We start from the raw sequence: 12,654 nt of genomic DNA, 5'->3' as shown, positions 1-12,654 counted from the left end.
TACTCCTCGCACGCTTTTTCTCCCTGGCAACTATTGAAATACTCGTCTGGATTGTTCCGCTGACACCACCTGTCAAACCTCTGAAGTAGCATTAGCCCTATGCGGCCTATCAAAATTGATAGTGTTTTAGATTTTAGTTTTCACCGTTTATGCCGTTAATGACTACTCAAAGAGTCACTTAAGACAAATCAGGCAGCAGGAATTTTCTCCCGCTGCGGTGGTTAGCTTTTCAATACCGCGTGCTCCTGGACAAAAATGAAAAACGACACCAGCAAGAAACACGACCTGCTTATTAACCGGCTATGCGAAACCTTCGGCGCGCTTTATCAAGGCAATGCCATCGACAAAAACTGGCTGTGTGCCCAATTTGGCGTAACGGAACGAACGGCCTACCGCGATCTGGCGCGGCTTGCACCCGTTTTGGATGAAATATCAAACGGGCGTTACAAACTGAGCGAGCATCTGCTGCCCTCGCTGCACGCCGGGCATCTCGCCGAGTTCGCTAATTTTGCCGGGGTAGCGCACCTGTTCCCGCATAACGACGGGCAGTCTCTGCGTAAGCGTATGAAGAAGGTAGAGAACATAACAATTCAGGGAGCGAGCAGCAGGGAGAATCGCCCATTCAGCGACCTGATAGACAAGCTGGATAAAGCAATTTCTGGCCGCCTGGAGACGCATTATGCCTACCGCGGTAAAAATAGAGCCGTACAGCCCTACCGCCTGATTAATCAATATGGCTTGTGGTATTTAGCCGCCGTAGAAGATGGCCATCTCAAGGCCTTTGAACTCGCACGAATTGAAGGCTTTAGCCTGTCTGATAAGCACTTCGCGTTAGATGAGGAAGTGATTGAGGAGCTAAACGCCACCACCGGTATTCGTTTTGGGAAACGTATTGAGGCCACGCTTTGGGTTTCTGCTCATGCCGCGGCCTATGTCACCCGACGGGCGCTTTTCCCCGCACAGCGCATCTTACAAACCCACGAAGACGGCAGCCTGACGCTAACAACAGCCATCAGCGACAAACACACCCTGTTCCGCTGGCTGCGCTACTGGCTGCCGGACATTCACATTGTGGCACCCGCTGTGCTGATAGAGGATTTTAATAAGGACTTTCAGTCCCGGGTAGCTACAGCGCACATACATAAAGATGCTGAGACATCTCATTTAACAAATCTATTAACTGAATGAGGGACCGCTTAATGGCTGATTCAAACGAGCCTCTGCACGAAAAATTATTGCAGCAGGCAGAGACTTTATTGAGGCAGGAGATCGCCGTTGGCAAACCTGTCGTTGCCGCATGGGGATTAATGAATGCCGGAAAAAGCTTTCTGCTGAATATGTTAACCAACCATATTCAAACCGAATGTTTTCGTACCAACGATATTCGTGAAACCGCTGAGCTAAAAGAGTTTGAAACCAACGAGTTTATCTTTCTCGACACGCCCGGTCTCGATGCGAATACCGGTGATGATTTGATAGCTCAGCAGGGTGCGGCAAAAGCGGACATTGTATTATTTGTTCACCAACCACAGGGTGAGCTTGAAAAAATCGAAATCGACTTTTTGCATAAGCTTAAAGAGTCTTTTGGACAGTACGCCGAAGAGAATATTGTTTTAGTGCTCAGTAAATCTGACGTTGAAAGCGAAGAAAAGATTGAGGCCATTAAAAAAAGAATGCTTGAACAGTGCAGGGATGACCTGGGTTTCAACCCCCGCTGCTATGCCATTTCTGGTTCGCGCTTTCATGCTGGTATGACGCTAAAGAAAGATGGCCTGGTGCGCGCCAGCCACCTTAACGATCTGGTAGAAAAACTCAATCAACTAAGGCGCGATTCCGGTGCGGTGAAACGCGAGCGCCATGGGATAGCCATTGATGAGCTTATTGAGGCCTTAAAGCAGGCCGAACTAGCGCTACGCGAGAAGCATCTGCTAACGACAACGGAAGTACGAGAAGGCTTCCGGCCTTTTGATAAAGCAATGAATGATTTCCAGGTATGGATGAAACGTAACCTGAAAAAATTTCCAGCCATATAAGGAGAAATGAAATGGCATTACCCTGGTTAATTGGCGCAGCAGTGTTGGGCGTTGGCGCATGGATAGCCTCCTCATCCAGTGACAACAGTAATTCAGGCGGAAACGGTGACGACGAAGAGCGCCGCCGCCGTGAACAGGCAGAGCGCGAACGCCATGAGCGAGAGAAACAAGAAGAGCGTCAGTCGATTAAAGCGGCTTTAAAAGAAGAAGGTAAACGGCGGAGCGTTGATTTCCAGATAACGCTGCAAGGCTGGGTTAACGTGCACTATCGTTCTACTCCGCCGTTCAAGGCCTCTATATTGCAGACGGGTAAACAGTACAAACGCGTTGTGGCACAAAACTTCTCAGAGAGTCACGGCCTCTCTTTATTAACCGATAGCACCCGCAAAAATCTCAATCAATTTGAAGCGTGCTATGACGTTGAGCTCACTAAGTCAGAAGCACTCAATGACGCCATCAATGAGATTTTGGGCTACCAGAAACAGTTGCAGAGATTACTCGACTCTCGCAAAAAGCTTGAGCAGAAGCGCCAGGAATTAAGTCGCTAAAACGGACGGGAACAAGACATGAACCAGGAAATGTTGCGCGAGGATCTGCTCGCTTCTTTTCAAGAGCTACAACGGCAATTTGATTCCTCTCTGGAGGAAGCCAAAGAGCTGGATAATCAATTCACTCAACGCTACAAGCAGTTTCACTCCAACCTGTCCGGACTTCTGGCTGACTCGCGAGCACAAGTGCCGAAAAACAGTCCGCTAAATCAAACCCTAACGACTTTCATCTCCGGGCTGGCGGCGCAGGATGCAGATTGGAAAGCTCGACTGGAAAATCAGAACAAGGGGCTGAGTTTCCGCAAGAACTTTGAAGACTCCCTGCTGGTGTATGTCTATGGAAAAGTTAAATCAGGAAAGAGCTCGCTCGGCAACTATATGGCATGGGGCCATACTGACCCGACAAGGGAACAGCATCAGTGCGGCGGAGCAAAACTTCAATATAGATCTTATGAAAATTCCAACGCCGAAAATGGCGACGGCGAGAATGAAGCAGAAAAGCAGGAAAAATTCCGCGTGGATGCCACGGAAGCAACCAGCTCTATACAGAGCTTTCGCCTGCCAGGCCTGACGTGGGTAGACTCTCCGGGACTGCACTCGGTTAGAATGCAAAACGGCGAGCTGGCAAAAGAGCATGCCGACCATGCAGATTTGATTCTCTATACCATGAAATCAGATGCCCCGGGGCGGGCCAGCGATCTTAAAGAAATTGTAGAGTTAAGCGGTAAAGAGAAAAATCTTATGCTGCTGCTCACCGGCAGCGACAAAAAAATACTCGACTGGGACGACGAGGCCGATGAGGAAATTGAGCGCGTGGTGATGAAACCACAGCAGGATCGTCAGTTGCAGCGTGACTATGTAAGAAAAGAACTTCAGGAAGCCAATATTGATGTTAAAAATGTGGCAATCCTGTCCGTCTCGGCGCGTTATGCGGAACTCAATGCAGATAATCCAGCTGCTATAAAAGACAGCGGTATGGGCCAACTGTTTACCACCTTACACCAGATTTCACAGCAGCATGGCGTGCGCATGAAACGTGCGGTGCCAATGACAAATTTCAAAAATTTCCTTTACTTATGCATTACAGAAGTGGCTCAGTATCACGAACTGACAGGCAAATTCACGAAGGACCTGCACAGCATCCGTCAGAGCCTCAGTAAAAAGACGATACCGGAAATACGCGAAGCCCAATTCACGATGCAGGCAGTCATCCAGACTAAATTCGACGAGCTGTCTGCCAGCCGTGATTACGAAGATAATATTAATGCATCGTTGAAAGCGGCTAAAACGCAGTGGGATAAACAGCTGAATATGCTTATCAGTCAAGCGCTGGAAAATATTCTTGCTGATGTGATGGCTAATTTTAAATCCACCGTAACCGCCACATGGAATTCGTCCTCGTTATCCCTGCCTCATTTTTCGATAGAAAAAACTATTCAGCAGATCCCTGACGGCTATACCAAAGGGACACGGAACCGTAACAGTGGTCTGGGCGGGCTAATAGGTGCGGGAGTCGGCTTTTTGATCGGCGGCCCCGCAGGTGCAGCGGCAGGTTCAATTATTGGTTCAGGGATCGGGGCGGCCGCTGGCGATGGCTCCCGGCAGAATACCCGTGACATCGAAATTGCAGTAGGGGATAACCTCAACGAGGTGCGCACCAGGACGTTGAGTACTTACAACGAAGCCATAGATAAAATCATTAGTGACGAGGTTCAGACACAATTTGAGAGCCTGTTAATCGATCTGGAAAATGCCTGCGCCACGATAAGCGACGAAATTGGAAATTTTGAAAAGGTATTGGGCGAGCTCAGAAAAAACGCGGAACATAAATTAATCAGCCAGGTGGATTAACATGATGGATATATCAGCAGCAGAACTCTTTAAAACCTATGACCTTGCGGCAGCACTAGTTGGCAAACATCCTGAATTAGCATCCGACTTTAAAGCAGTTCAACGCCAGTTCGATGATAAACGTAACCAGTCTGATGCCAGCATTATGGTTTATGGTGTTTACAACGCCGGGAAAAGTACGTTAATCAACGCACTTATCGGCCAGCAAGTCGCGGCCACCGGAGATATCCCTCTCACCAACAGCATTAATGCCTACAGCTGGAATAACGTTACGATCCTCGATACGCCAGGGGTGGATGCCCCGAAGGCTCATGAGAAAGTGACCCGTGAGCAATTGCTTAAAGCCGATGCAGTTATTTTTGTCGCTAACCCATCAGGCGCGGCAGAAGAAGAGAAAACCCTGCAAGCTCTGGTCGATATTTTACAGGCAAAAAAGAAGCTTTTTCTGGTGCTTAATGAAAAAGACAAAGCGGATGTAGATACCTTTACTCGCCTTAAAAATGATATACGTATCCGCCTGCAAGACCTGGCGGAAGCGAAGGGAATGCAGGATGTTCTGGGTGACATTCCCATTATGCTTGTTAACGCAGAAACGGCACTGCGAGCCAAACAAGAAAATAAAGAAAAGCTCCTGCAATTAAGCGGATTCCCTGCATTAGAGGCGGGGCTGACATCTTTTATTAACAGCATCGATAGCCAGCACATTTATGCTCGCCTGAGCGGAGAACTCAGTAAATTCCTCGACCATGTTCTGCTGACGCTGGAAAGGAATACCACCAGCGAAACCGTTCGCAGCTATGACTCTCTCCTTAAGAAAATCATCGAGCAACAACAAGCATGTCGTAAAAATGTTTTTGATGAGATTAAGCGTCAGAGCAAAGTTATGTATCAGGGATGCAAATCGGCACTTCACCAGGACTCCGGGCACGCACAGCCTAAAATCGAGGCTCTGTTTATTCAAGCAAGCGAGCAAATCGAAGCAGTACAAAAATACGAAATGGGTTACCTAATCCAACGCTTTGAGGATGACGTAGACTCCCTCGAGGCGGCTATCTTACGCCAGTCGAAAACCAGTGCCCCTGGAGCCCTCCCGCAGGCACCGGTTGACCAGAGCAGTGATACAAATACCGATAGCCCGGAAAAAAGCGACCTTAATATCGAAACGATCAATCAGGCCATCGGCTCGCTCAGCTCACTCGCGAAACCAGAGCATGTTGTTTCCACTTTGAAACTTGTGAAAGACTGGCTGCCATCCGTAATGAAAGGTATTGGGCCAAAAACCATGGAAAAATGGGGTGCGGCAGTAGTCGGAAAATGGATCCCTTACGTGGGGCCTGCAATTACCGTTATTAGCTCGTTATGGGATATTTTTGCCGAAGACGGTGAAAGCAAAAAAGCCCGTGAACAAAGCGAGCAGCATCGCCGTGAATGGGAACGCTTCCAGCAAGAAGTCGAGGATTTTGCCTCTACCACCGCGGCGCAATTCGAAGCCAACGCAGGCAAGCTACTTAGTGAAACACTGGACCCCTGGTTTAAAGCGCTTCTGGACAAGGTAAAGGCATCCAGGAACCTGGCGGCTCAGCAGGATGAAGCAATCAGCGAAACCGTATTCGAAGTACAGCAACTCGCCTCGCAACTCCGTTCCTTTTCATGAGTGAAATGGCCTTAACCCCCTTCCCGTGTAACGCCTGCGGCAAATGCTGTCGCAGGGTCAATGCCAGCCCCGAAACCGCGTTCCTCGATCGCGGGGACGGGACTTGCCATAACTTTCTCGAAGAAACACATCTATGCGCGATATACGAATCTCGCCCGCTAGTTTGTCGGGTGGAGGATTACTACCGCGCGCGGCTTCAGAATGTTATTTCGTGGGAAGAATTCGTCCGCGTTAATATCGCCATTTGCGAAAAACTTTAATTTGCTATTGCTAAGGTGATATTGGGAAAAGATAAAAAAGAGGTGCAGGACTGATTTTTTGGGCAAGCAGAAAGAGGAACTGGAGCGGGCGAAGGGAATCGAACCCTCGTATAGAGCTTGGGAAGCTCTCGTTCTACCATTGAACTACGCCCGCTTTAAGGTGCGTTAGGCATTATAGACTTTCAGTCCGCGCTGGCAAGAGCCTTTGCATCCAGGTGATGGTTTTTCAAGCACTTTTTCATTAACAAGAAGGTTTGAGGTAGCGCTGAGGGTCGATTGCGGTAGCGCGATAGCGAATCTGGAAATGCAGGCGAACCGAGTCTGCGCCGCTATTTCCCATAGTGGCAATCTTCTGCCCGGCCTTAACTTTCTCTCCGGTATTTACCAGCATCGTGTCGTTATGGGCGTAGGCGGTAATGTACTCTTCGCTGTGCTTAATCATCACCAGGTTACCGTAACCGCGCAGCTGGTTGCCAACGTAGACCACCGTCCCGGCCGCTGAAGCGTAAATTGGCTGCCCGCGTGAACCCGAGATATCGATGCCTTTATTACCGCCGTCGCTGTTTGAGAAAGGCTCAACAATGTTGCCTTTTGTCGGCCATAACCAGCAGCGGGAACCCACCGGAGGCGGAGCAACTTTCGCTATAGTGCCGCTGCCTGAGCTACGAGACGTAGAGGTATTTTTTGCGGTAGCGGTATTTTTAGGCCGCGCAGCCGATGCAGAACCTTTGACTCGCACCCGCTGCCCCACCTGTAAAGTGTAAGGCGCAGAAATATTATTAAGCCGTGCCAGCTCACCCACGCTGCTGCCGGTCATCCGCGAGATTCTGGATAACGTGTCGCCGCGTTTTACGGTGTAGACGGAACCGCTGAAGGTGCCTTCGTTGCGGGAGGTTTTGGCTGATTTCTGCGAGGAGCACGCCGTCAGCAGGAAGCTCATCAGTAAAATGAGGGCCGTAGCCTGCCAGCGTTTGAAGAAGCTTTCCTTGCTCAAATCAATCCTCGGGAACGTCGGGTTAATCAAAGAAGAGATCCCTCCCCGACGGGGAGGGACAGAGGCGTTACTTAACCGGGCGCAGAGCCGGGAACAGGATAACGTCGCGGATGGTGTGGCTGTTGGTGAACAGCATAACCATACGGTCGATACCAATGCCCAGGCCCGCAGTCGGCGGCAGGCCGTGCTCCAGAGCGGTAACGTAGTCTTCGTCGAAGAACATCGCTTCGTCATCGCCCGCGTCTTTCGCCGCAACCTGGTCAGCAAAGCGCTGAGCCTGGTCTTCCGCATCGTTCAGCTCGGAGAAGCCGTTGCCGATTTCACGGCCGCCGATGAAGAATTCAAAGCGGTCGGTGATTTCAGGATTCTGGTCGTTACGACGTGCCAGCGGAGAGACTTCTGCCGGGTATTCGGTAATGAAAGTCGGCTGAATCAGATGGCTTTCAGCCACTTCTTCGAAGATCTCGGTCACTACGCGGCCCAGGCCCCAGCTCTTCTCGATTTTAATACCGATAGACTGGGCAATGGCCACCGCTTTATCCATATCGTCGAGGTCGGCGATGTTGGTTTCAGGACGGTGTTTTTTGATAGCTTCGCGCATGGTGAGTTTTTCGAACGGCTTGCCGAAGTCGAAGATCTCTTCACCGTATTTCACTTCGGTGGTGCCCAGAACGTCCTGTGCCAGGGTGCGGAACAGGGACTCGGTCAGCTCAATCAGATCTTTATAATCCGCATACGCCATGTAGAGTTCCATCATGGTGAACTCTGGGTTATGGCGCGGAGAGATCCCTTCGTTACGGAAGTTACGGTTGATCTCGAATACGCGATCGAAACCGCCAACCACCAGACGCTTCAGATACAGTTCCGGCGCAATACGCAGGTACATATCGATATCCAGCGCATTGTGGTGGGTGATGAACGGGCGAGCGGACGCGCCGCCAGGGATCACCTGCATCATCGGGGTTTCAACTTCCATAAAGTCACGGCCAACCATGAACTTACGGATACCGGCCATGATCTGAGAACGGACTTTAAAGGTGTTACGGGATTCATCGTTAGAGATGAGATCCAGATAACGCTGACGGTAGCGGGTTTCCTGATCCGCCAGGCCGTGGAATTTATCCGGCAGCGGGCGCAGAGCTTTAGTCAGCAGGCGCAGTTCGGTACAGTGGATGGACAGCTCGCCGGTTTTGGTTTTGAACAGCTTACCGCGCGCGCCCAGGATATCCCCGAGATCCCACTTCTTAAACTGCTCGTTATAGATACCTTCCGGCAGGTCATCGCGGGAGACGTACAGCTGAATGCGGCCGCCAACGTCCTGCAGGGTCACGAAGGAAGCTTTCCCCATGATACGGCGGGTCATCATACGGCCAGCAACGGTGACCTCAATGCCCAACGCTTCCAGCTCTTCGTTCTCTTTCGCGTCGAAGTCTGCGTGCAGTTGGTCTGAGGTGCTGTCACGACGGAAATCGTTCGGGAAGGCAATGCCCTGCTCGCGCAGAGCAGCCAGCTTCTCGCGGCGCGCTTTCAGTTCATTATTAAGATCGGCTGCCGCGTCTACGCCCTGTGCTTGTTGTTCAGACATGTTGGTTCCTCATAACCCTGCTTTCAAACTTGCTTCGATAAATTTGTCCAGATCGCCGTCCAGTACCGCCTGCGTGTTGCGGGTTTCAACCCCGGTACGCAAATCTTTGATACGAGAGTCGTCGAGGACGTAAGAACGAATCTGGCTGCCCCAGCCGATATCCGATTTGTTGTCTTCCAGCGCCTGCTTCTCAGCATTCTTTTTCTGCATTTCCAGCTCGTACAGCTTCGCCTTCATCTGCTTCATGGCCTGATCTTTGTTCTTATGCTGCGAACGGTCGTTCTGGCACTGGGTCACGGTTCCGGTTGGAATGTGGGTAATACGCACCGCAGATTCCGTACGGTTAACGTGCTGACCACCCGCGCCGGACGCGCGATATACGTCGATGCGTAAGTCCGCCGGGTTGATTTCGATATCAATATCATCGTCCACTTCCGGGTAAACAAACGCGGAGCTGAACGAGGTATGGCGGCGGCCACCGGAGTCAAACGGACTCTTACGCACCAGGCGGTGAACGCCGGTTTCGGTACGCAGCCAGCCAAAGGCATAATCGCCCTGAATACGGATAGTTACGGATTTAATCCCCGCAACGTCGCCTTCCGACTCTTCGATAATTTCGGTTTTAAAACCACGCGCTTCTGCCCAGCGCAGGTACATACGCTCCAGCATGCTAGCCCAGTCTTGCGCTTCCGTACCGCCGGAACCCGCCTGAATGTCGATGTAGCAGTCGGCGCTGTCGTACTGGCCAGAGAACATGCGGCGGAACTCAAGCTGAGCCAATTTGGCGTCCAGCTGATCCAGCTCGGCAACGGCCTCGTTAAAGGTCTCTTCGTCGTCGGCTTCTATAGCCAGTTCCAGCAAACCGGAAACATCTTCCAGCCCCTGAGCCATCTGGTCCAGCGTGTCGACAATCGCTTCCAGCGCGGAACGTTCTTTACCCAGCGCCTGTGCGCGTTCAGGTTCGTTCCAGACATCGGGCTGTTCCAGCTCGGCGTTTACTTCTTCGAGGCGCTCTTTCTTGGCATCATAGTCAAAGATACCCCCTAAGAACGTCGCTGCGCTCTGTGAGGTCCTGGATGCGGCTTTTTACCGGGTTAATTTCAAACATGCTTAATTTCTTATGTTGATTTCAGAAGATGAAATGCGGTCGTAAACCGGAAAGTTTACCGGATTTACGCCACATTTTGTAGCCTTGTCCCGGGCATATAGCCAAGTAATTAAAGTTGCAGCGGCGTTCACAACGCAGGCTATATCGGCCAGAGATTTTCGATAAGCAGCTGCACGCTTCGGTTACCGCGAAACTCATTAACATCCAGCTTGTAAGCCAGCTCAACTTCGCGCACGCCGGGGTCCGGCCAGCGGCTGGTATCAATGTTAAAAGCAATCCCGTCCAGCAATGGCCCGCCGCCAAGCGGCTCAACCATAACCTTCAAGTGGCGCTCGCCCACCAGCCGCTGCTGGAGGATGCGGAATTTGCCGTCAAACAGCGGCTCCGGGAACATTTGCCCCCACGGACCGGCATCTCTCAGCATCTCGGCAACTTCCAGCGTCATCTCCTGAGCGGAAAGCGGGCCATCAGACCAGATTTCGCCCTGTAACAGCGCCGGGTCCAGCCATTCACCAACCAGAGCGCCAAAGCGCTGACGGAACTCGTCAAAACGAGCCTCTTCCAGCGACAACCCTGCCGCCATTGCGTGACCGCCGAACTTCAGCATCATACCCGGGTAGAGCGTGTCCAGGCGTTCCAGCGCGTCTCGCATATGCAGGCCCTGTACCGAACGCCCCGAACCTTTCAGGGTGCCATCTCCGGCGGGAGCAAACGTAATTACCGGGCGATGAAAACGCTCTTTGATGCGGGAGGCCAGAATGCCGACCACGCCCTGATGCCACTCGGGATGGTACATCGCCAGGCCGTAAGGCAGCTCTTCGCTGCTGCGCTCCAGCTGCTCGCACAGGGTCAGGGCTTCGACCTGCATACCCTGCTCAATCTCTTTACGGGTCTGGTTCAGAGCATCGAGTTCGTTAGCCAGCATGCGCGCTTCACCGAGATTATCGCTCAGCAGCAGCGCCACGCCGACGGACATATCGTCCAGCCGCCCGGCGGCATTAAGACGCGGGCCAAGCGCAAATCCGAGGTCGCTGGCAGCGATTTTATGCGGTTCACGGTTAGCCACTTCAAGCAGCGCCCGAATACCGGGACGGCATTTACCGGCGCGAATGCGGCTCAGCCCCTGCCAGGTAAGAATACGGTTATTGGCATCCAACGGGACGACGTCCGCTACGGTGCCGAGCGCAACCAAATCCAGCAGTTCCGCCAGGTTTGGAATGGCAAGCCCACGCTGTTCAAACCAGCCGTTGTCCCGCAGGTGGGTGCGCAGCGCAAGCATCAGATAAAACGCTACGCCAACGCCAGCCAGAGACTTAGACGGGAACTCACAGTCGTCCAGGTTCGGGTTGATAATGGCTTCAGCCGCAGGCAGGGTTTCTCCCGGCAGGTGGTGATCGGTCACCAGCACGGGAATACCCAACTGGTGCGCCCGCTCTACGCCAGAGTGGGAAGAGATGCCGTTATCTACGGTCAGAATCATCTGCGCGCCGCGAGCGTGGGCCTGATCGACAACCTCCGGGCTAAGCCCGTAGCCGTCTTCAAAACGGTTCGGCACAAGGTAGGCAATGTTCTCGCCCCCCATGCTGCGCAGCGCCAGCACGCTAAGCGCTGTGCTGGTCGCCCCATCGGCATCGAAATCACCAACAACCATGATACGCAGGCCTTCACGCAGTGCGCCGTAGAGTAAGGCAACCGCCTGCTCCATCCCGCTAAGCTGCTGCCACGGCAGCATGCCTTTTACGCCGCGCTCCAGATCCTGTTCACCGCGGATGCCGCGGCTGGCATACAGCCGCTGTAACAAAGGCGGCAGAGAAGCCGGAAGCGCCACCGAGCTATCCACGGCCCGGCGGCGAAGTTGCGTTTGCTGTTTCACCCGCGATTAACCACCCGTCTTCATCAGCTGTTTGTGGGCATCCAGCATCTGCTTCATCTCTTTCGGTCCCTGGTAACCAGGGATCATGGTGCCGTTGCTCAGCACAATGGCTGGCGTACCCTGAACGCCGAACTGCACGCCGAGGTTGTAGTGATTGGCAAGGTTGATGTCGCAGCTTGCCGGAGCGACGTTCCCGCCTTTCATGGCCGCATCAAATGCTTTATTACGGTCTTTAGCGCACCAGATAGACTTCATATCGCTTTCAGCCTGGCTTTGCAGCCCCTGGCGCGGGAAGGCCAGATAGCGCACGGTTATCCCGAGCGCGTTGTAGTCGCTAATCTCTTCATGCAGCTTGTGGCAATAGCCGCAGGTGATGTCGGTAAACACCGTAATGACGTGCTGCTCCTTCGGCGCCTTATAGATAATCATCTCTTTTTCCAGCGCGTTCAGTTTGCCCGTTAGCAGCTGGTTAGTAACGTTGATCGGCTGTGCGCCGCTGACATCATAAAGCGGCCCCTGGATGACATGTTTGCCGTCTTCGGTAACGTAAAGCACGCCGCTGTCGGTCAGTACGGTCTTCATTCCTGCAACCGGAGCAGACTGAATGTCAGCCCCCTGAACGCCCAGCTTCGCCAGCGATTGTTTAATTGCGGCGTCATCCGCGTGGGCAAAACCGGAAATGGAAGCGGCCAGCAGCGGAAGCAGCCAAAAACCTTTTTTCATGATGATTCCTTTATCTATCTTGTGG

The 12,654-nt window shown here is 52.3% G+C and carries 11 protein-coding genes and 1 tRNA gene; 6 read left to right on the top strand and 6 right to left on the bottom strand.

Annotated features, from left to right (window positions below):
• Window positions 1–255: 255 nt before the first annotated feature.
• The 6 genes from ACG1VR_RS03545 to ACG1VR_RS03520 are packed head-to-tail and all read left to right on the top strand — an operon-like array spanning window position 256 to window position 6,346.
• Window positions 256–1,188, top strand: a complete 933-nt coding sequence (locus tag ACG1VR_RS03545; protein WP_395490220.1) for a WYL domain-containing protein — start codon at window positions 256–258, stop codon at window positions 1,186–1,188.
• Window positions 1,189–1,235: 47 nt separating this feature from the next.
• Entirely contained in the window at window positions 1,236–2,033 is a 798-nt protein-coding gene (locus ACG1VR_RS03540; RefSeq protein WP_395490219.1) for a GTPase, read from the top strand.
• An 11-nt stretch (window positions 2,034–2,044) separates the two neighbouring features.
• Window positions 2,045–2,581, top strand: coding sequence for a hypothetical protein (locus ACG1VR_RS03535; protein WP_395490218.1), 537 nt, complete (start codon window positions 2,045–2,047; stop codon window positions 2,579–2,581).
• Window positions 2,582–2,599: 18 nt separating this feature from the next.
• Entirely contained in the window at window positions 2,600–4,432 is a 1,833-nt protein-coding gene (locus ACG1VR_RS03530; protein ID WP_395490217.1) for a dynamin family protein, read from the top strand.
• A 1-nt stretch (window position 4,433) separates the two neighbouring features.
• A complete protein-coding gene (locus ACG1VR_RS03525) occupies window positions 4,434–6,086 on the top strand; it encodes a dynamin family protein (protein ID WP_395490216.1) in 1,653 nt (550 codons plus the stop codon).
• Window positions 6,083–6,346 carry a YkgJ family cysteine cluster protein gene (locus tag ACG1VR_RS03520; protein WP_395490215.1) on the top strand — a complete coding sequence of 88 codons (264 nt, stop codon included), beginning with the start codon at window positions 6,083–6,085 and terminating at the stop codon, window positions 6,344–6,346. The genes ACG1VR_RS03525 and ACG1VR_RS03520 overlap by 4 nt, the downstream gene beginning before the upstream one ends.
• An 80-nt stretch (window positions 6,347–6,426) precedes the next feature.
• On the opposite strand, the gene ACG1VR_RS03515 is transcribed toward ACG1VR_RS03520, so the two are convergent.
• The 6 genes from ACG1VR_RS03515 to dsbC all read right to left on the bottom strand — a co-directional run bounded on the left by ACG1VR_RS03515 (window position 6,427) and on the right by dsbC (window position 12,629).
• Window positions 6,427–6,500, bottom strand: a tRNA-Gly gene (locus ACG1VR_RS03515).
• Window positions 6,501–6,587: 87 nt separating this feature from the next.
• Entirely contained in the window at window positions 6,588–7,286 is a 699-nt protein-coding gene (gene actS, locus ACG1VR_RS03510) for an amidase activator ActS (protein WP_395491053.1), read from the bottom strand.
• A gap of 121 nt (window positions 7,287–7,407) precedes the next feature.
• Window positions 7,408–8,925 (bottom strand): lysine--tRNA ligase, encoded by a 1,518-nt coding sequence (gene lysS, locus ACG1VR_RS03505; protein WP_172569041.1) that lies wholly within the window; start codon window positions 8,923–8,925, stop codon window positions 7,408–7,410.
• A 9-nt stretch (window positions 8,926–8,934) separates the two neighbouring features.
• Window positions 8,935–10,033, bottom strand: a protein-coding gene (gene prfB, locus ACG1VR_RS03500; protein ID WP_115586332.1) for a peptide chain release factor 2 whose coding sequence is annotated in 2 segments (ribosomal slippage) — window positions 8,935–9,957 and window positions 9,959–10,033 — 1,098 coding nt in all. Because the reading frame shifts where the segments join, the coding sequence is not laid out codon by codon here.
• 139 nt (window positions 10,034–10,172) lie between these two features.
• Window positions 10,173–11,906 carry a single-stranded-DNA-specific exonuclease RecJ gene (gene recJ, locus ACG1VR_RS03495; protein WP_395490214.1) on the bottom strand — a complete coding sequence of 578 codons (1,734 nt, stop codon included), beginning with the start codon at window positions 11,904–11,906 and terminating at the stop codon, window positions 10,173–10,175.
• Window positions 11,907–11,912: 6 nt separating this feature from the next.
• On the bottom strand, window positions 11,913–12,629 hold the full coding sequence (gene dsbC, locus ACG1VR_RS03490; RefSeq protein ID WP_016538093.1) for a bifunctional protein-disulfide isomerase/oxidoreductase DsbC: 717 nt from the start codon (window positions 12,627–12,629) through the stop codon (window positions 11,913–11,915).
• Window positions 12,630–12,654: the final 25 nt, after the last annotated feature.

The sequence above is a fragment of the Cedecea davisae genome (assembly GCF_044095835.1).
GTDB classification, from domain to species: Bacteria; Pseudomonadota; Gammaproteobacteria; order Enterobacterales; family Enterobacteriaceae; genus Cedecea; species Cedecea davisae.
The sequence above is the reverse complement of the archived record's forward strand: the minus strand, read 5'-3'. Positions and strand labels throughout refer to the sequence as shown.

What these genes read in the sequence shown, in the direction of transcription:
- dsbC (WP_016538093.1), bottom strand. Translation starts at nt 12,629, where the DNA reads ATGAAAAAAGGTTTTTGGCTGCTTCCGCTGCTGGCCGCTTCCATTTCC.
- actS (WP_395491053.1), bottom strand. Translation starts at nt 7,286, where the DNA reads ATGAGCTTCCTGCTGACGGCGTGCTCCTCGCAGAAATCAGCCAAAACC.
- lysS (WP_172569041.1), bottom strand. Translation starts at nt 8,925, where the DNA reads ATGTCTGAACAACAAGCACAGGGCGTAGACGCGGCAGCCGATCTTAAT.
- ACG1VR_RS03520 (WP_395490215.1), top strand. Translation starts at nt 6,083, where the DNA reads ATGAGTGAAATGGCCTTAACCCCCTTCCCGTGTAACGCCTGCGGCAAA.
- ACG1VR_RS03530 (WP_395490217.1), top strand. Translation starts at nt 2,600, where the DNA reads ATGAACCAGGAAATGTTGCGCGAGGATCTGCTCGCTTCTTTTCAAGAG.
- ACG1VR_RS03525 (WP_395490216.1), top strand. Translation starts at nt 4,434, where the DNA reads ATGATGGATATATCAGCAGCAGAACTCTTTAAAACCTATGACCTTGCG.
- ACG1VR_RS03545 (WP_395490220.1), top strand. Translation starts at nt 256, where the DNA reads ATGAAAAACGACACCAGCAAGAAACACGACCTGCTTATTAACCGGCTA.
- ACG1VR_RS03535 (WP_395490218.1), top strand. Translation starts at nt 2,045, where the DNA reads ATGGCATTACCCTGGTTAATTGGCGCAGCAGTGTTGGGCGTTGGCGCA.